The sequence below is a fragment of the Acidovorax sp. FG27 genome (assembly GCF_040365715.1).
Lineage (GTDB): Bacteria > Pseudomonadota > Gammaproteobacteria > Burkholderiales > Burkholderiaceae_C > Paracidovorax.
Map to the genome: position 1 here is coordinate 156,792 of NZ_BAABVY010000008.1, position 18,539 is coordinate 175,330.

General features: G+C 70.8%; 13 protein-coding genes. 8 read left to right on the top strand and 5 right to left on the bottom strand.

The genetic code is table 11. The annotated features are described in order from the left end of the window. Positions 1-118 precede the first annotated feature (118 nt). The 4 genes from leuA to ABWV53_RS05855 all read left to right on the top strand — a co-directional run bounded on the left by leuA (position 119) and on the right by ABWV53_RS05855 (position 8,669). Positions 119-1,807 carry a 2-isopropylmalate synthase gene (gene leuA, locus ABWV53_RS05840; protein WP_353363885.1) on the top strand — a complete coding sequence of 563 codons (1,689 nt, stop codon included), beginning with the start codon at positions 119-121 and terminating at the stop codon, positions 1,805-1,807. A 104-nt stretch (positions 1,808-1,911) separates the two neighbouring features. Next, positions 1,912-2,433, top strand: coding sequence for a C40 family peptidase (locus ABWV53_RS05845; RefSeq protein ID WP_353363887.1), 522 nt, complete (start codon positions 1,912-1,914; stop codon positions 2,431-2,433). Positions 2,434-2,480: 47 nt separating this feature from the next. After that, entirely contained in the window at positions 2,481-3,590 is a 1,110-nt protein-coding gene (locus ABWV53_RS05850; protein WP_353363889.1) for a 3-deoxy-7-phosphoheptulonate synthase, read from the top strand. A 222-nt stretch (positions 3,591-3,812) separates the two neighbouring features. After that, positions 3,813-8,669, top strand: coding sequence for an EAL domain-containing protein (locus tag ABWV53_RS05855; RefSeq protein WP_353363891.1), 4,857 nt, complete (start codon positions 3,813-3,815; stop codon positions 8,667-8,669). A 1,030-nt stretch (positions 8,670-9,699) separates the two neighbouring features. Here the strand turns inward: ABWV53_RS05855 and ABWV53_RS05860 are convergent. Continuing rightward, complete coding sequence (locus ABWV53_RS05860; RefSeq protein ID WP_353363893.1) at positions 9,700-10,293, bottom strand: acyloxyacyl hydrolase; 594 nt, start codon at positions 10,291-10,293, stop codon at positions 9,700-9,702. Between the two features lie 124 nt (positions 10,294-10,417). Beyond that, positions 10,418-11,062 carry a Spy/CpxP family protein refolding chaperone gene (locus ABWV53_RS05865; RefSeq protein WP_353363895.1) on the bottom strand — a complete coding sequence of 215 codons (645 nt, stop codon included), beginning with the start codon at positions 11,060-11,062 and terminating at the stop codon, positions 10,418-10,420. 367 nt (positions 11,063-11,429) lie between these two features. Between ABWV53_RS05865 and ABWV53_RS05870 the strand changes: the two genes are divergently transcribed. Together ABWV53_RS05870 and ABWV53_RS05875 are read left to right on the top strand one after the other, a co-directional pair. After that, positions 11,430-12,410: a recombination-associated protein RdgC gene (locus ABWV53_RS05870; RefSeq protein WP_353363897.1), complete on the top strand. Its 981-nt coding sequence runs from the start codon at positions 11,430-11,432 to the stop codon at positions 12,408-12,410. Positions 12,411-12,463: 53 nt separating this feature from the next. Continuing rightward, complete coding sequence (locus ABWV53_RS05875; protein ID WP_353363899.1) at positions 12,464-13,720, top strand: spore maturation protein; 1,257 nt, start codon at positions 12,464-12,466, stop codon at positions 13,718-13,720. Positions 13,721-13,791: 71 nt separating this feature from the next. On the opposite strand, the gene ABWV53_RS05880 is transcribed toward ABWV53_RS05875, so the two are convergent. Together ABWV53_RS05880 and ABWV53_RS05885 are read right to left on the bottom strand one after the other, a co-directional pair. Next, positions 13,792-14,127 (bottom strand): hypothetical protein, encoded by a 336-nt coding sequence (locus ABWV53_RS05880; RefSeq protein ID WP_353363901.1) that lies wholly within the window; start codon positions 14,125-14,127, stop codon positions 13,792-13,794. Positions 14,128-14,219: 92 nt separating this feature from the next. Then, complete coding sequence (locus ABWV53_RS05885; RefSeq protein WP_353363903.1) at positions 14,220-15,509, bottom strand: MFS transporter; 1,290 nt, start codon at positions 15,507-15,509, stop codon at positions 14,220-14,222. Between the two features lie 65 nt (positions 15,510-15,574). Here ABWV53_RS05885 and ABWV53_RS05890 point away from each other — a divergent pair, with 65 nt between their 5' ends. Then, positions 15,575-16,480 (top strand): AraC family transcriptional regulator, encoded by a 906-nt coding sequence (locus ABWV53_RS05890; RefSeq protein ID WP_353363905.1) that lies wholly within the window; start codon positions 15,575-15,577, stop codon positions 16,478-16,480. A 160-nt stretch (positions 16,481-16,640) separates the two neighbouring features. Here the strand turns inward: ABWV53_RS05890 and ABWV53_RS05895 are convergent, their stop codons facing one another. Beyond that, entirely contained in the window at positions 16,641-17,558 is a 918-nt protein-coding gene (locus ABWV53_RS05895) for a LysR family transcriptional regulator (protein ID WP_353363907.1), read from the bottom strand. Positions 17,559-17,817: 259 nt separating this feature from the next. Between ABWV53_RS05895 and ABWV53_RS05900 the strand changes: the two genes are divergently transcribed. After that, positions 17,818-18,513, top strand: a complete 696-nt coding sequence (locus tag ABWV53_RS05900) for a substrate-binding domain-containing protein (RefSeq protein WP_353363909.1) — start codon at positions 17,818-17,820, stop codon at positions 18,511-18,513. The last annotated feature ends 26 nt before the right edge of the window (positions 18,514-18,539 follow it).

An 18,539-nucleotide genomic window follows, 5' to 3' on the forward strand; every position in this document is an offset into this window, starting at 1 on the left:
GCCTTCACCGAACGTGAAGGGCTGCAGGGAGACGGTCGGCCATTGTTCTGTCTTCCCGTTTTCCACCCTGCGCCTTGCGGCACCCAACGCCGCCGGCGCCCGTTTCGCGGAGCCTTCCATGATCGCCCAGCCTTCCACCAAGTACCAGGCCTTTGCCCCCATCGCGTTGAACGACCGCACCTGGCCGTCCAACACCCTCACCCGCGCGCCGATCTGGCTTTCGACCGACCTGCGTGACGGCAACCAGGCGCTCTTCGAGCCGATGAATGGCGAGCGCAAGATGAAGCTCTTCAACGAGCTGGTGCGCATCGGCTTCAAGGAGATCGAGGTGGGCTTTCCCGCCGCGTCGCAGACCGACTACGACTTCGTGCGCCGCCTGATCGACGAGAACCTGGTGCCGGACGACGTGACGCTGATGGTGATGACGCAGTCGCGCGCCGACCTCATCGAGCGCACGGTCGAAGCCGTCAAGGGCGCGCCGCGCGCCATCGTGCATCTCTACAACGCCACGGCGCCGGTCTGGCGCCGCGTGGTCTTCGGCATGGACGTGCCGCAGGTGATGGCCTTCATTACCGAGCACGTCTCGCACCTCAAGCGCCTGACCGACGCGCAGCCCGGCACGCAGTGGACGCTGCAGTATTCGCCCGAGTGCTTCAGCGCCACCGAACTCGAGGTGTCGCTGCAGGCCTGCCAGACCGCCATCGCCGCCTGGGGCACGGGCCCGGGGCGCCAGATCATCATCAACCTGCCGACCACGGTGGAAAACGCCACGCCCAACGTGTTCGCCGACCAGATCGAGTGGATGCACCGGCACCTGAGCCCGCGCGAGCACGTCATCCTCTCGGTGCACCCGCACAACGACCGAGGCACCGGCGTGGCCGCCGCCGAGCTGGCCATGATGGCCGGTGCGCAGCGCGTGGAAGGCTGCCTCTTCGGCAACGGCGAGCGCTGCGGCAACCTCGACGTGGTGACGGTGGCGCTCAACCTCTACACGCAGGGCATCCACCCGGGCCTGGACTTCTCCGACATCAACGCCATCGCCCGCGTGGCCGAGGAATGCACGGCCCTGCCGATCCACCCCCGCCACCCCTACGCGGGCGACCTGGTGTTCACCTCGTTCTCCGGCTCGCACCAGGATGCGATCAAGAAGGGCTTCGCCGCGCAGGAGCAGCAGGAACTCTGGCAGGTGCCCTACCTGCCCATCGACCCGGCCGACCTGGGCCGCACCTACGACAGCGTGATCCGCGTGAACAGCCAGTCGGGCAAGGGCGGCATCGCCTTCCTGCTGGAGCGCGAGCGCGGCGTGGTGATGCCGCGCCGCATGCAGGTGGAGTTCAGCGCGGTGGTGCAGCGCCACACCGACACCAGCGACGGCGAGATGACCGGCGCGGCGCTCTGGGACCTGTTCCAGGCCACGTATCTGCGCACGCCCGAGCAGGCGCCGGGCGCCATGCATTACCACGCCCACCGGTTGGCGGGCGACGGCCAGAGCATCGAGATCGACGTGACCATCGATGGCACGCGGCAAACGCTGCAGGGCCAGGGCAACGGCCCGATCGACGCGGCGGTGGATGCGCTCGGCCTGCCGCTGCGCGTGCACGGCTATGAAGAGCGCGCCACCGGCGCCGGCGCGAACGCCCAGGCGCTGGCACTGGTCGAAGCGGGCTTGGACGGCCAGCCCGGCGCGACCTTCGGCGTCGGCCTGCACCACAACATCGTCACATCGTCGATCCAGGCGGTGGTGAGCGCCGCGAACCGGCTGATCGCGCGGCAGGGCCAGGCCAGCACCTCGTCCGCCACGGTGTGAGCCGGCGCGGGATGGTGTGAGAAAGCCCGCGCTGGCGCAGCCACCCGCTGCGCCAGTGCCCCTGCGGCGGCCGGGGCGCGGCGCATCCGTTACCCTCGCGGACCATGCATGACGCCGCCGTCGCCGCCTCCCGCCGTGTCGCCCTTCTTCGCGCCGGCCTGCTGTTGCTGGCCGTGCCGCCCGCGCTGCTGCTGGCGGGCTGCGGCTCCGCGCCGGCGCGGCGCACGCCGCGCACCATCACCTATTCGCGCCTCACGCCTGAGCAGTCGAGCGACATCGCCATCCACGCGCTGGGCCTGGTCGGCACGCCCTACCGCTACGGCGGCAACACGCCCGAGGGCGGCTTCGACTGCAGCGGGCTGATCGGCTACGTGTACACCCGCCGCGCCGGCGTGGCGCCGCCGCGCACGGTGGCGCAACTGAGCGACTTCGGCGAGAGGGTGGACGCGGACGAGCTGCGCACCGGCGACCTGGTGGTGTTCGGCGCGGGCCGGCCCACCCATGCCGGCATCTACGTGGGCGAGGGCCGCTTCGTGCATGCGCCCTCCAGCGGCGGCACGGTGCGGCTGGACCGCATCACCTCGGGCTACTGGTCGCGCCAGCCCACCGCCTTCCGCCGGCCCTGACCCACGGCAAGGCGCCGCGCGCGCCCGGCACGCGACAATCGTGGGCTATGACGACCCACGCCCACCGCACCGCCACGCCCCTCTCCACCCACGACACGACCCGCATCGACGACACGCGCATCGGCGCCGTGCGCCCGCTGCTCACGCCCGCGCTGCTGCAGGAATGGCTGCCCACGCCCGACGCCGCGCTGGCGTTGGTGGAGTCCAGCCGCGCCGCCATTTCACGCGTGCTGCACGGCGAGGACGACCGGCTGATCGTGGTGGTCGGACCCTGCTCCATCCACGACCATGGCCAGGCCATGGACTACGCACGCCAGCTCAAGGTGCAGGCCGATGCGCTGCAGGCCGACCTGCTGGTCGTGATGCGCGTCTATTTCGAGAAGCCCCGCACCACGGTGGGCTGGAAGGGCTACATCAACGACCCGCGCATGGACGGCAGCTTCGCCATCAACGAAGGGCTGGAGATGGCCCGCGCCCTGCTGCTGGACGTGCTGGCGCTGGGCCTGCCGGTGGGCACCGAATTCCTCGACCTCCTCTCGCCGCAGTTCATCAGCGACCTGGTGAGCTGGGGCGCCATCGGCGCGCGCACCACGGAGAGCCAGAGCCACCGGCAGCTGGCCAGCGGCCTGTCGTGCCCGGTGGGCTTCAAGAACGGCACCGATGGCGGCGTGAAGGTGGCGAGCGACGCCATCCTCGCGGCGCAGGCGCCGCATGCCTTCATGGGCATGACCAAGATGGGCCAGGCGGCGATCTTCGAGACGCGCGGCAACAACGACTGCCACGTCATCCTGCGCGGCGGCAAGCAGCCCAACTATGGCGCGGCCGACGTGCAGGCGGCCTGCGCCCTGCTGCAGGCCGCCGGCCTGCGCGAGCAGGTGATGATCGACGTGTCGCATGCCAACAGCAGCAAGCAGCACCGCCGCCAGATCGACGTGGCGGCGGAAGTGGCCGCGCAGATCGCGGCGGGCGATGCGCGCATCACCGGCCTGATGATCGAAAGCCACCTGCAGGAAGGCCGCCAAGACATCGTGCCCGGCCAGCCGCTGGCGCCCGGCGTGTCGGTGACCGACGCCTGCATCAGCATGGCGCAGACCGTGCCGGTGCTGCAGGGCCTGGCCACCGCCGTGCGCGCGCGACGCGGCGGCCCTTCCCGGTGACGGCTTGCGGTGGCAGCCTACAGCATTTTGTAAAAAAACGTTGCAAGTTCTGGGTTTGGACGGACCCGCCCGCACCGGGCAGCGGTGTAGCATGGAGTAACCGATTGTATTTTTCGTCATGCGCACCCTGCTCCAGCCTGGTTTTCTGTCCGTCTCCCCGCTCGTTCCGCCGCCCCGCATGACGCCGGCCGGGACTGGCGCCGTCTCGCCGAGTCGCTGACCATGCGCATGCCGCCCGTTTCCACGCAGCCTGCGTGGCCCGAGCGGCCGGTCGATCACGGCATTCCGGACACGCTCGACGACCCCGCCTTCGACCAGCTGGCCCGGCTGGCGGCACGCCTGTGCGGCATGCCGATGGCGGCCATCGTCTTCCACCGGCCACCGGCGCCGGGCGAGCGGCGCGAAGACGGCAGCGAATGGTGCAAGTCCGCCCACGGCCTGCCGCGCACGGCGCTGGAAGGCCCGGCGGCGCTCTGGCAACTGGCCTGCGGCGCCTCGGACCACGGCGATCCGCCGTCCGCGGGCATTGCCGTGGTGAAGAACGCGCGCGCCGATCCGCGCCTGGCGGGCCACGCCATCGCCCGGGCGCCCTGGCAGGTGCGCGCCGTGGCCTGCGCGCCCCTCTGGTCCGACGATGCCGCGGGCGTGGTGGGCGCGCTGGTGGTGATGGACACGCTGGAGCGGGGCCTGCAGGCCCCGCAGCGCGAGTCGCTGCGGGCGGTGGCCGACCAGCTGGCGCTGCTGCTGGAGCTGCGCCGCGCCCACCACGCCGAGGCCCGCCACGTGCGGGAACGCGAGCGGCTGCTGGCGCAGCTGCACCGGCAGGGCGAGGTGCTGCGCAACGTGGGCCAGGTGGCCCGGGTGGGCGGCTGGCAGGTGGACGTGGGCAGCCAGGTGCTGTCCTGGTCGGCCGAGCTGGCGGCCGCCTACGAGCTGCCTATGGCGCGGGCGCCGCTGGAAGCCAGCCTCGCCATCTACCCGGAGGAAGCGCGGCCCACGGTGCGATCCGCCTTCGAGGCGTGCGCCCGCGACGGCACGCCCATCGACCTGCAGCTGCCCGTGACCATGCCCAACGGGCGAAGCTACCGCGTGCGGCTGGTGGCCCATGCGGTGCGCGACGCGCGGGGCGGCATCGCCCAGGTGCAGGGCACCTTCATCGACGTGAGCGACAGCCACGCCGCCGAGGCCGCCCGCGCCGCCAGCGACGAGCGTTTTCGCCTGGTGGCGCGGGCCACCACCGACACGGTGTGGGACTGGGACCTGCTGACCGATGCGGTGTGGTGGAACGAGGGCATCGAGACCCTGTTCGGCGTGCCGCGCCACCTGCTGGCGCCCGACAGCACCTCCTGGACGGACCGGCTGCATCCGGACGACGCGCCGGGGGTGCTGGAGCGCATCCATGCGGTGCAGGCCGGCAGCGGCAACGCCTGGGCCGACGAATACCGGTTTCGCCGCTTCGACGGCAGCTATGCCTGGGTCACCGACCGGGGCTTCGTCATCCGCGAGGGCGACGAGCAGCGCGCCGTGCGCATGGTGGGCGGCATGTCCGACGTCAGCGCGCAGCGGCAGGCTGCGCTGCAGGCGCAGCAGGAAACCCGCGCCCATGCGGAGCTGGTGCGGGTGCAGCAGCGGATCGCGTCGCTGGAGCTGTCCACCTCCGAGGTGCTGCAGATCACGGCGGACGCCGCGAAAGAGCTGGCGCAGGCCGATGCCGCCGTGGTCGACCTGCGCGATGGCGAGCGCCTGCGCGCCTGTGTGCGCGCCCGGGGCAGCGCGCCCGGCCTCGGGCCGGCGCTGGGCGATACGTTGCCACTGGCGGCCGAGGCCGCCAGTGGCGCGCGCTTCCTGGCCGTGCCGTTGCGGGCGGGCGGGATGGTGCCGGGCCGCCTGCAGGTGCTGGCCCTTCGCGACGGCGCGTTCACGGCGCGCCATGCCGAGCTGCTGCAGACGCTCGCCGATTCGCTGGCCGGCACGCTGCAGCTGCGCGACGTGGAGGCCCGGCTGCGCGCGTCCGAACAGCAGTACCGCGCGCTCTTCGCCGACCACCCGCAGCCGATGTGGGTGTACGAATGCGGCACGCTGCGCATCCTCGCCGCCAACCACGCCATGGTGCGGCACTACGGCTACGCCGAGGCCGAACTGCTGTCGATGACCATGCTGGATCTAGCCGAGCCGGCACAGCGGGAGGAAATGGCGGCCCTGCTGCGCGGCATCGCGCCCGACGCCCGCACCTTCGCCGCGCACCGCCGCCACGTGCGCCGCGACGGCACGCCGATCGACATGGAGGTGTATGCGGGCGGCACGCACTTTGCCGGCCGGCCGGCCCGCCAGGTGCTCGGCAACGACATCACGGCGCGGCTGCTCGCCGAACGCGAGCTCGCCCGGGTGGGCCGGGCCCAGCGGCTGCTGAGCGCCGTCAACGAAACCCTGGTGCGCGCCACCGCCGAATCGGAGCTGCTGCAGGCCGTCTGCCGCGTGGCGGTGGACATCGGCGGCTACCGCATGGGGTGGGTGGGCATGGCGCGCGACGATGCCGCCCAGTCGATCGAGATCGTGACTCACGCCGGCCACAACGACCAGTTCGTCGAGCAGCTGGACCTGAGCTGGAACGGCGAGACGCCGGGCGGCTTCGGCCCGGCGGGCGTGTGCATCCGCAGCGGCCGCACGGTGATCGTGCGCGACGTGCGCAAGGCGCCCATCTTCACCGGCTGGTTCGACCGCATGCAGGCGCACGGCTTCCATGCCGTGGTGTGCCTGCCGCTCAGCGACGCGCAGCGCACCTTCGGCGTGCTGTACCTCTACGCCCCGGAAGTGCTCTACCTGGGCGCGGAGGAGACGCAGCTGCTGGAGTCGCTGGCCAACGACGTGGCCTTCGGCATCACCAGCCTGCGCGCGCGCAGCGAGCAGCAGCATCTGCAGGCCATGGTGCTCAAGGTGGCGTCGGCCGTGTCGGCCGGCACCGGCGAGCAGTTCTTCCAGCAGCTGGCGCACAACATGGCCGACGTGCTGGGCGCGCAGGTCGCCTGCGTGTCCCGCCTGCTGCCGGCGGCCCCGGGCGAGCCGCCGCGCGCGCGCACGCTGGCGCTGGTGCAGGACGGGGCCGTGCAGCCGGTGTTCGAATACCCGCTCGCCGGCTCGCCGTGCGAGCCGCTGCTCACGCAGCGCCACCACATCGTGCCGGCGCAGGCCGCGCAGCGCTACGCGGCGGTGCCGGCGTTCGCCGCGCTAGGCGCGCAGAGCTACGTGGGCTACCAGCTGACCGACAGCGCCGGCCAGGTGGCCGGGCTGGTGTTCGTCACCTTCCGCGAGCCGCTCACGCGGGCCGACTTCGCGCTGCACACGCTGCAGATCTTCGCGGCGCGCGCGGCGGCCGAGATCGAGCGGCAGAGCTCCGACGTGCGCATCCGCCAGCAGGCGTCGCTGCTTGACAAGGCGCGCGACGCAATCATCGTGCGCGATTTGAACCACCGCATCATGTTCTGGAACCAGGGCGCCGAGCGGATGTACGGCTGGACCCAGCAGGAGGCGCTGGGCCGCTCCATCGAGTCCCTGCTCTACCAGGACACGCAGGAATTCCGCCGCGCCACGCAGGCGACGCTGCAGGAGGGCGAGTGGACGGGCGAGATCGTGCAGTACGACCGCAGCGGCACCGCGCTGGAGGTGGAGGGCCGCTGGACGCTGGTGCGCGACGAGCAGGGCGCGCCCGAATCGGTGCTGGCCATCAACAGCGACATCCGCCAGCGCAAGGCCACCGAGCGCGAGATCCAGCGCCTGGCGTTCTACGACCCGCTCACCGGCCTGCCCAACCGCATGCTGCTGATGGACCGCATCGGCCAGGCCCTGGCGACCGCGCAGCGCCGGCACACGGCCGGGGCGGTGCTGTTCATCGACCTGGACAACTTCAAGACGCTGAACGACTCGCTGGGGCATGACAAGGGCGATCTGCTGCTGCAGCAGGTCGCGCAGCGGCTCACCACCTGTGTGCGTAGCGTGGACACGGTGGCGCGCCTGGGCGGCGACGAGTTCGTGGTGATGGTGGAAGAGCTGAGCGCCGACCCCGATGAGCTGGCGCGCCACGCACGCCAGGTGGGCGAGAAGGTGCTGTCGGTGCTGGCCGCGCCCTATCCGCTGGCGGGCTACCAGTACAGCAGCACGCCGAGCATCGGCATCGCCCCCTTCACCGCCGCGCACACCAGCGTGGGCGAGTTGCTCAAGCAGGCCGATCTGGCGATGTACCAGGCCAAGACGGCCGGGCGCAACACGCTGCGTTTCTTCGACCCGGGCATGCAGGCCGTGGTCAGCGCCCGCGCCGCGCTGGAGGCCGACCTGCGCACCGCGCTCGCGCAGGAGGAATTCCTGCTGCACTACCAGCCCCAGGTGGACCACCACGGCCACGTGGTGGGCGTGGAGGCGCTGCTGCGCTGGGGGCAGCCCGCGCGCGGCATGGTGCCGCCCCATGAATTCATTCCGCTGGCGGAGGAGACCGGACTGATCCTGCCGCTGGGCCGGTGGGTGCTGCACACCGCCTGCAAGATGCTGGCGAGCTGGCGGGACGAGCCCGACCTGGCGCACCTGACCATGGCGGTGAACGTGAGTTCGCGCCAGTTCCGCCACGCCGGCTTCGTGGACGACGTGGCCCGGGTGCTGGCGATCACCGGCGCGCCCTCCGCCCAGCTGAAGCTGGAGCTCACCGAGACCCTGCTGGTGGAAGACATGGAAACCACCATCGCCACCATGTCGGCGCTGCGCAGCTACGGGGTGCGCTTCTCGCTGGACGACTTCGGCACCGGCTATTCGTCTCTGAGCTACCTCAAGCGCATGCCGCTGGACCAGTTGAAGATCGACCGCAGCTTCGTGGCCGACCTGCTGACCGATCCGAACGATGCGGCCATCGTGGACACCATCATCGCGCTCTCGCGCAGCCTGGGCCTGCAGGTGATCGCGGAAGGCGTGGAAACGCGCGCGCAGCGCGACCGCCTGGCCCAGGCCGGCTGCCGGTTCTACCAGGGCTACTTCTTCAGCCGGCCCCTGGCGGCCGATGCGCTGGATCGGCTCCTCCACCCTGACCTCGGCCTTTGACGCCCTTGTGGGGCCTCTGGAGGGCCTTGGGCGGGCCCTTTGCGATCCTCGAACCCCTTGCGGCGCCACTGTGCGCGCGCAGCGCTGCGCCGCCGCCCGGGTCTGCCGGACTTTTCCCTGGTATTGCTTCTTTTCTTTCTATAAATCCATAGTGGTAGTAGTAGGGGCCGGCCGCTTCTGTGGATAACCCGGTTTTGTCCAACCGCCACTGGGAGTTGGGCGCGCCACAACGCTGTGGGCGGGCAGGCCTTGCCGGCGTACCGCAAACGGGGATAACGCGCAAGCGTTCGACGTTTCTGTGGATAACCGCCCGGTTGTTCGAAAACTGTCCCCAGCCTTGTCCGCTTTTCCGCCCGAGCGCGGCGGTTTTGGGCGGATCGAGCGGGTGTCGCATGCGCAGGAGCCTCTTGCCGGCGTTTTGGGCCGCCTGCGGGCGTCGCCCATGGCCTCGGCCCGCCCCGCCCTGGCGCCACCGCTAGGGTCATCGCGGCGCTGCTCGTTCGCCTCCGCACCCTGTTTTCTAAGCATTTTCAGGCTCTAGCGCTTGATCTGCGTGCACCTGACGCTATCAAAAAAATAGCTTCAGCGGGCCTTGCCCGCCTGTGGGACGGGCGCCACGTCACCAGTCTGGCCGCGCAGGCGAGGCGGCCCGTGCCGTTCACCCGACCCTCGAATCCGGCGCGGCCTGGCTTTTCGGTTGTTCTTCTAAAGGCTTTATCAATACATAGCAGTAGTAGTAGAGGCGGCCGTTTTTTGTGGACAAACCGCTTTTATCCAATGGCGACAGGCAGTTGCGCCGCCGCCAACCCTGTGGCTGCGACCCCGGACTGCGGGCGCGCCAAAACACAACAACTTCGGCCGATCGCCATCCGCTGTGGATAAGTGCCTGGTTGTTCCTCCGGCATCCCCAGGTTTGTCCACAAGTCGTCCACCAGCGCGCACGGCCATGACAGGCCGGAACGAAAAAAAGGCTCCTTGCGGAGCCTTTCGAAGGGGGGGCGGTGGCGGCCTCGCGGCCGCCGGCGCCCTGTCAGAAGTGGTAGCCGTAGCGCAGCTGCACCAGGTTCTCGCCCGGGTTGGGGTGCTTGATGCCGGCGTTGGACAGGTGCTGCACGCGCAACGACACCTCGTGCCGCCGCTGTTCGCCGAAGTTCACGCCCACGCCGATGTGCGAGGCGAAATTGAAGCGGGTGCTGAATTCCTTGCGCTCGGTGACGAAGCGCTTGTTCGCCACCGTGGCGCCGATGCCGCCTTCGAAGAACCAGGCCGAGCGGCCCTGGTCTGGCCGCAGGCGCAACGTGGGTGTGACGCCCAGCAGGTAGGAATGGCTGTAGCGGCCGGGTTCACCGTCGAACGACCAGCGGCTGGCATACACGTCCCAATGGCCGCGCACTTCGCTGCCCCAGAGATCGGTGCGCCATGTCGTCCACGGCAGGGTGGCGCCGAGCGTGGCGGCGTCGGTGCCGTGTTCGCCCCAGTTGCCTTGCACATAGACGGAGGGAAGGTGGACGGCGTCGGTGGTTGCGGCCGTCTGCGCCGCGGCATGCAGCGGAACGGTCAGGGCCAGCACTGCCAGGACGGGGGCGAGACGCAGGACCGGCAGGCGGCAAAGGGAGATGGGCATGGTGCGGTGTACAAGAAGTTACATAAATGTGTAACCCACTGTAGTGCCGCACCGGAAAGCCGGATGTAGGTGGGAGTCGCAAGCGCGCAGACCGCCCTGCACGGGCGGCCTGCGTGTGCACCGCTTACTGCGGCGCGGGGGTGGCGGTGGGCGCGCCGGGGGCGGTGGGTGCGCCCGTCGTCGGCTTGCCATGGCGGGGGCCGTGGCGTGGGTCGCCCCGTCCGTCGGGGCCGTGGCCCCTGCCGTCCATCGGGCCGCCCATGTGGTGGCGGGCGGTTTCGGTGTCGAACACCTTCTGCTGGGCGGGCGTCAGCGTGGCGTAGAACGCCTTGGTGGCATCGCCGCGGCGGTCGGCTTCGGCCGCGTGCTGGGCGCGCAGGGCCTTCATGCGGTCGATGCGCTCGGGGGTGGTCAGCTTGTCCAGGCTGCCGGGTGCCGGGCGGTCGGGACCGGCGGCGGGCGGCTGCATGGCGGCGGTGTAGCTCGTCCAGGCCGATTCCTGCGCGGCCGTGAGCTGCAGCTTCTGCTTGAGCGCGGCGGCGCGCCGGGCCATGCGGTCCTTGCGCTCCTCGGGCGACGGGGCACGCCGCTCCTGCGCGCGGGGCGCGGGCTTGGCGGCGTCGGCCGGCGCGGCGGCGGTCGGTGCGGTCATGGGCGCCGGGGCGGCGGGCGGCGCAGGCTGGGCGAAGGCGGGCGCCGCCAGGGCGGCCAGCAGGGCCGTGGCCAGCGAGGTGGATGCGATGCGTCGTTGGAAGATGGTGGTTGCCATGGTGATGGTCCTTTCGCGGTGGTCTTCGACTGGGGGGAGCGTTCCAGCGCCGGTGGTGGGATGTGGTTTCCGGCGCCTGGAAGCCAGTGTCTGCTCCGCATGTATCGCCGGCGTGCCGGGATGGTGTGGCTGTGTAAAGTTGTGCCAAGGTCCGGTAGCGCGACATGGCGGACCGGCCTCGACCCAAGCCTGGAGGGGAGCCCCATTGCCCCCCGGCGCCCGTGGGGTGGGCGCCGGGTGCTATTGATTTCGATGCATGCGCGGGCGGCGGAAGCCGGTAACCGGGCGTAGCACGGCGTGGCCGCCGCCCGCCAGCGCCGACAATGGCGGCCGTTGAAGTCGATATCGCTGAAAAGGGTTTGAATCCGTGTTCAAGAACATGATCGTGTACCGCATTGCCCCCGAATGGCAGGCGGAACTGACGCAGGTGGACGAGGCGCTCGCCAAGCTGCCCTTCGCCGAATGCGGCGCCACGCAGGAAAAGTCCATCGGCTGGGTGCCGCCGCGCGGCGAGGCGCACGGCCCCATGGCCGAATCGGTCGGCGGGCACTGGGTGCTGCGCTTCATGGTGGAGACCAAGGTGCTGCCCGGCTCGGTGCTGGCGCGCAAGGTGAAGGACAAGGCTGCCCGCATCGAGCAGGAGACCGGCCGCAAGCCCGGCAAGAAGGAATCGAAGGAGCTGAAGGAAGAAGCCAAGCTCGACCTGCTGCCCATGGCCTTCACCAAGCAGGGCTCGATGTGGGTGTGGATCGACCCGAAGGCGCATTTCCTGGTGCTGGACACGTCCTCGCAGGGCCGCGCCGACGAGGTGACCAGCCTGCTGGTCGAGGCGCTGCCGGGCCTGTCGGTGTCGCTGCTGGACACGCAGACCAGCCCGCAGGCCGCCATGTCGCACTGGCTCAAGGAGCAGGAGCCGCCCGCCGGCTTCAGCGTGGACCGCGAGTGCGAGTTGAAAAGCGCCGACGAGACCAAGGCCGTGGTGCGCTACTCGCGCCACCCGCTCGACATCGAGGAAGTACAGGCGCACATCGACGCCGGCAAGCTGCCCACCAAGCTGGCGCTGACCTGGAACGACCGCGTGTCCTTCTTGCTGACGGAGGGGCTGCAGCTCAAGAAGGTGTCGTTCCTCGACACGGTGTTCGAAGGCCAGGGCGCGGGCAAGGACGACGGCGGCTTCGACACCGACGTGGCCATCGCCACGGGCGAGCTGTCGCAGCTGATCCCCGACCTGATCGAGGCGCTGGGCGGCGAAGGCCGCACCGGCCTGGGCGATGGCGCGCCGGCCGCCGCCGCACCGGCTTCGGCCACCGCGGCGCCCGCGGCCGGCGACGACGACGCGCCGTTCTGACGACGCCGGCCTGACGGCTACGACGCAAGCACGGGCCGTTCGCTACGCACCCCATGGTCCTCAACTGGCTCTGGATCGGGTTCTTCACGGTGGCGTTCGCCACGGCCGCCGTGCGCTGGCTGCTGGGCGAGCACGCCATCTTCCAGGCGCTGATGACCGCCCTGTTCGACGGGGCGCGCTCGGGCTTCGAGATCTCGCTGGGCCTGGCCGGCGTGATGGCGCTGTGGCTGGGCCTCATGCGCGTGGGCGAGCGCGCCGGCGTGATCGCCCTGCTGGCGCGGGCGGCCGGGCCGCTGCTGCGGCGGCTCTTCCCCGGCGTGCCCGACGGCCACCCGGCGCAGGGCGCTATGACCATGAACGTCTCGGCCAACCTGCTGGGGCTGGACAACGCGGCCACGCCGCTGGGCCTGGCCGCCATGCGCGAGCTGCAGTCCATCAACCCGCGCGCGCCGGATGATGCGGCCAGCGACGCGCAGATCATGTTCGTGGTGATGAACACGGCCGGGCTGACGCTGATCCCCACCTCGGTCATCGCCATCCGCCAGAGCGTGGCGCTGCAGCAGGGCCTGGGCGCGGGCTTCAACGCGGCCGACATCTTCCTGCCCACGCTGATCGTCACCTTCATCTCGCTGCTGGCCGGCGTGCTGGCGGTGGCCGTGGCGCAGCGGCTGCCGCTCTGGCGCCCGCGCCTGCTGCTGCCGGTGCTGGCCGTGGGCGGGCTGCTGGCGGCGGCCGTCACGGCCCTCTCGCGCCTGCCGGCCGATCAGGCGGCGCGCATCGCCGGCGCCGCCGGGGCGGCGGTGATCCTGGGCGTGGTGATGCTTTTCGTTCTGGCCGCCGCCTGGCGCCGGGTGAACGCCTACGAGGCCTTCATCGACGGCGCCAAGGAAGGCTTCGGCGTGGCGGTGCAGATCGTGCCCTATCTCATCGCCATCCTGATCGCGGTGGGCGTGTTCCGCGCGGCGGGCTGCATGGACTTCCTGCTCTCGGCCATCGGCGCGGGCGTATCGGCGGTGGGCTGGAACACCGACTTCCTGCCGGCCCTGCCGGTGGGGCTGATGAAGGTGCTGTCGGGCGCCGGGGCACGGGGCCTGATGATCGACGTGATGAACGTGCACGGCGTCGATTCGTTCGCCGGGCGGCTGGCCGCCATCGTGCAGGGCTCGACCGAAACCACGTTCTACGTGCTGGCCGTGTACTTCGGCAGCGTGGGCGTGAAGCACACCCGCCACGCGCTGGCCTGCGCGTTGTTCGCCGACGCCGTGGGGCTGGTGGCGGCCATCGGCGTGGGGTATGCGCTGCTGCGGTGAGGTGAAGTGCCTCTGACAGGCAGCCACCCTTTCAGCCTTGCCTCATTCTTGCCAGCAAGATTTGCCAGCTATCACTCCGCAGCCGGGCAGCCCTCGTCGTTCAACATGAGCTTGAGCTCGACCTCTAGGCGAGCTCTCAGTTCGCGTTCGAACTGGATGATTTTTGGCGGCTTGGTTGCACGACAAGCAACGATCAACACTTTCTTGGGTCGGATGCGTACCACCTCGTCCACCGCAGGGGTAGCGATTGCTGATGTCACTTCGCCCGCGTGATACGAAGTGGGCGTGATGCGAACCTTCAATGGCGGTTGCCAGACAAAATATCCGGCGAGCGCTACGAGAGCGAGTACCGCCAGAGACAAAAGCAGTTTCCATGATTGTCTTAACGAACGATGGTTCGGGAACATGTGGAATCCATGCGTTTTTGGCCCAGTTGAGCGACGCAATCTTCATGTGGAGACGGCGATGCGCCAGTGATAGCTGGATGGCCGATGAAAGTTCAAGCAGTTGCTGCTGACGCGGCGCGTTGCTGTGCGGCCCGCGCCGCCACGCCCACACCCACCACACCAGCCGACGCCACCCCCAGCACCAGGGCGGCGGCCGAGCCGTAGAAGATGCCCGAGGTCATGCCCGCGTCGAGCATGGCGCCGAACACCGGGGCGGCGGTGCAAAAGCCCAGGTCCAGCCCCGAATACACCGTGCCGTAGACGCGGCCGGTGGCGCCGGGCGGGGCGGCGCGCTTGATGAGCATGTCGCGCGAGGGGCCGGCCAGGCCCGTGCCCACGCCGGCCAGGGCCACCAGCACCATGGCGCCCATGCCCGGCAGCCAGCCGGTGCCGGCCACCACCAGCATGGCGGCGGTGGTCAGCATGCAGACGGTGATGGTGCGCTCCAGCCGCACCACGCGGCCGGCCAGGAAGCCGCCCACCACCATGCCGGCGGCGCCGCACAGCATGTAGCCGGTGACGACCAGCGAGGTGACCGACAGCGGCAGGCCGTACATCTTCTGCAGCGTCGGGCTGGCGAAGCTCTGGATGACGCTCAGCGAACACGTCGTCCAGAAGAAGAACGAGAAGCACAGCCACACCGAGGGCAGCTTCAGGAACGCCATGGGGTGCTCGGCCACCGTGCCGGCCGCGGCCGCGGCCGCGGCCTTGGCCTGCGCGGCGGCGACGGCGCCGCGGCGGTCGTCCAGCGCATCGCGGTTCCAGACCATGATGGCCAGCACCACGGCGGCCAGCACGCCGCCGCATAGGCACGCCGTGCGCCACGAGCCCGTGGCGGCGGTGATGCCGGCCATGAAGACGGGCGCCGTCGCCCAGCCCAGGTTGCCCGAGATGCCGTGCACCGAGAAGCCGTGGCCCAGCCGCTGCGGCGAAACGCGCTTGTTGAGGATGGTGAAGTCCACCGGGTGGAAGGGCGCGTTGCCCAGGCCCGCGAGCGCGGCGGCGGCCATCAGCCCGGCATAGCCGCCGGCCAGGCTGGCCACCACGCCGGCCGCGGCGAAGCACGACAGGGCGAAGAACATCACCGGCCGCGCGCCGACCCGGTCCACGATGAAGCCCGACAGCGCCTGGCCGACGCCGGAGATGACGAAGAACACCGACACCAGCAGGCCCAGCTCGGAATAGCTGAAGCCGAAGTCGTGGATGAGGAAGGGAAAGAGCGGCGGCAGCAGCAGGTGGAAGAAGTGCGAGGAGCCGTGGGCCAGGCCGATCAGGCCGATGGTGCGGGCGTCTTCGCGCAGCGTGGCGGTGGCCGCGGGGGCGGTGGCGTCGATCGAGGTCATGGCGGCAATCTTAGGCAGGGGCCCCGCGTCCGAACTACGATAGTCGGCCAATCTCTGTCGAGAACATGCCAAACACCACCGCCCTCCTGCGCCCGCCCCCTGCCCCGGCGGCGGCGGCCCGGCCCCGCGCGCGGGCGCTGTCCTATGTCGATTCGCTGACGCCGCACCTCTTCGTGCCCGGCGCGGCGCGGCCGGTGCGCGCCAAGGTGCGCCAGCTGAGCGCCGACACGCAGGTGATGCCGCACAGCCACCCCTGGGCGCAGGTGGCGATATCGACGCGGGGCGTGGTGCGCCTCACCGTCGCCGAGGGCACCTACATCGTGCCGCCGTCGCGCGCGGTGTGGATACCGCCTGGCGTGGAGCATGCGGTGACCATGGTGGAGGACGCCGACCTGCGCACGCTCTACTTCCACCAGCCGCGCGGCCGCTGCGGCCCCGGCGTGGCGCGGGCCGACGAGGCGCCCTGGCGCCAGTGCCGGGTGCTGGAGATGTCCGACCTGCTGCGGGCGCTGGTCTGCGAGATGCCGTCGGGCAGCGACGACGACCCGCCCCTGCCGCCCGAGGCGCTGCACCGCGAGCGCCACCTGAGCGCGCTGATCCTGGAGGAGCTGCGCCGCGCCAGCGCCGTGCGCCTGGGCGTGCCGCTGCCCCGTGACAAGCGCCTGCGCCACCTGTGCGAGGCGGTGCTGGCCGACCCCACCCGCCACGAGACGCTGGCCGACTGGGCACGCGACACCGGGGCCAGCCCGCGCACGGTGGCGCGGCTCTTCCAGCAGGAGCTGTCCACCACCTTCACGCAGTGGCGCCAGCAGGTGCTGCTGGCCCAGGCCGTGGCGCTGGCGGCGGGGCGCCGGCCCATCAACCAGATCGCGGCGGAGCTGGGCTACAACAGCCCCAGCGCCTTCAGCGCCATGGTGCGGCGCGCGGTGGGCATGGCGCCGGCGCGGTTTCTGGGCTTGCAGCAGGGCTGAACGGGCACCCCTGCCCTGCAAACCGCACGGTTTTTTCAGTGTTTTTGGCCTCTGGCGCCCATGGAATGAGCGCGAGCAGCTATGAAAATAGTAGCAAACGCCGTGCGGACCGGCACCGCCACCGCCACCGCCACCGCCACCGGCATCGTCAGCGGCATCGTCAGCGGCTGCCCTGCTCCGCCGTCACTTCCCGGATCAAGGCGATGGTGGCCTGCTGCGCCAGCGTGGCGGCGCGCCGGGCCGAGGTGACCAGGTGCACCTGCCCCACCACGCGGGGCGATTCGATGGGGTGCAGCAGGTAGCGCTGCGGGTGGGCCGATGCGCGCACCGCATGCCCGGGCAGCACGGCATGGCCCACGCCCTCGGACACCAGGTCGAGGATGGCGGGTACGCCGTCGATCTCCATGGCGATGCGCGGCGTGCAGCCGATGTCGGCCATGCGCCGCTCCAGCAGCATGCGCAGCGCGTTGGGCCGGCTGGGCACGACCAGCGGGTGGGTGGCCAGCACAGCCAGCGGCATCGGCGCCTCGGTGCCGCCGCCGCCGGTGCCGGGGCGCGTGTCGGGGCGCGGGGCGACGGCGAAGAGCTCTTCGTCCATCAGGTGCTCGGCCGCCAGTTCGGGCGACGTGGGCGGGTTGTAAAGCAGCGCCACGTCCAGCCGGCCGGTCTGCAGCCATTCCTGCATCTGCACCGACAGGCCCTCGCTGATCGACAGGGCCGCATCGGGCAGGCGCTGGCGGAAGGCGCGCGAGAGCGGCACGGTCAGCCGCCGCGCCAGGCTGGGCGGCAGGCCGATGCTGACGCGGCCGGTGAGCGCGCCGCGCGCCCGGCCCAGGTCTTCGCGGGCGCGCTCCACCTGGTGCAGGATGCCCCGGCCGTGCTCCAGCATCAGCTGGCCGGCGTCGGTCAGCGTCACGCCCCGGCCGTTGCGCAAGAGCAGGTTCTGGCGCAGCTCCACTTCCAGCAGGCGGATCTGCCGGCTCAAGGCGGGTTGCGCCACCGACAGCGCCAGCGCGGCGCGGGTGAAGCTGCCGAGTTCGGCCACGCGCACGAAGTATTCGATTTGCTTGAGATCCATGGCTGGAGCGGTGAAGGGGAATGCCGACCTGCCGGCGCCCCGGGTAAACCCTGCGCGGCGACATAACACCCATCATGTTATGCCGATTCGTTCTAGCTGATAGCGGGCCGGCCCGATGGGCAGGGGCGGTCGGGCGCGCAAGAATCCGTCTCGCCTGCCTTGCCTATCGTGGTTGTCCACAGGCGAAGGCCATGGCCCAGGCGCCCGGTGCGGCCCCGGGTCCCATCACCACAATTTCCGTTCGGAGACACGCATCCCCATGTCCACGCCCCAGGTTCGCGGTATTTCGTCGATGGCCACCCGCGCCCTGCTGGCCGAGCTGGTGGCGGCATGGCGGCAGCAGTCGGGCCGTGAGGCCGTCATCGAATCGGTGGGCGGCGTCGATGCCGCACGCCGGGTGCGCGAAGGCGCCGAGCCGTTCGACGTGGTGGTGCTGGCTTCCGACGCCATCGCCAAGCTGGAGGCCGCCGGCCGCACCGTGCCCGGCAGCGTGACGCCGCTGGTGCGCTCCGGCGTGGCCGTGGCGGTGCAGGCCGGCGGGCCCCGCCCCGCCATAGGCACCGAGGCGCAGCTGCGCGACGCGGTGCTGGCCGCGCCCACTATCGGCTATTCCACGGGCCCGAGCGGCGTGGCGCTGCAGCAGCTGTTCGAGCGCTGGGGCATCGCGGACGCGGTGAAGGACCGCACCGTGCAGGCGCCGGCCGGCACGCCCGTGGGCGCGCTGGTGGCGCGCGGCGAGGTGGCGCTGGGCTTCCAGCAACTGAGCGAAATGCTGCATGTCGAAGGCATCTCCGTGGTCGGCCCGCTGCCCGATGCGGTGCAGATCACCACCATCTTCAGCGCCGCCGTGGTGGCCGGCGCCGCGCAGGACGAGGCCGCGCGCGACCTGCTGGCCTTCCTCGCCTCACCCGCCACGGCCGATGCCAAGCGCCGCCAGGGCATGGACCCGGCCTGAACCCCGGCCACCCCTTTTTTATTCCT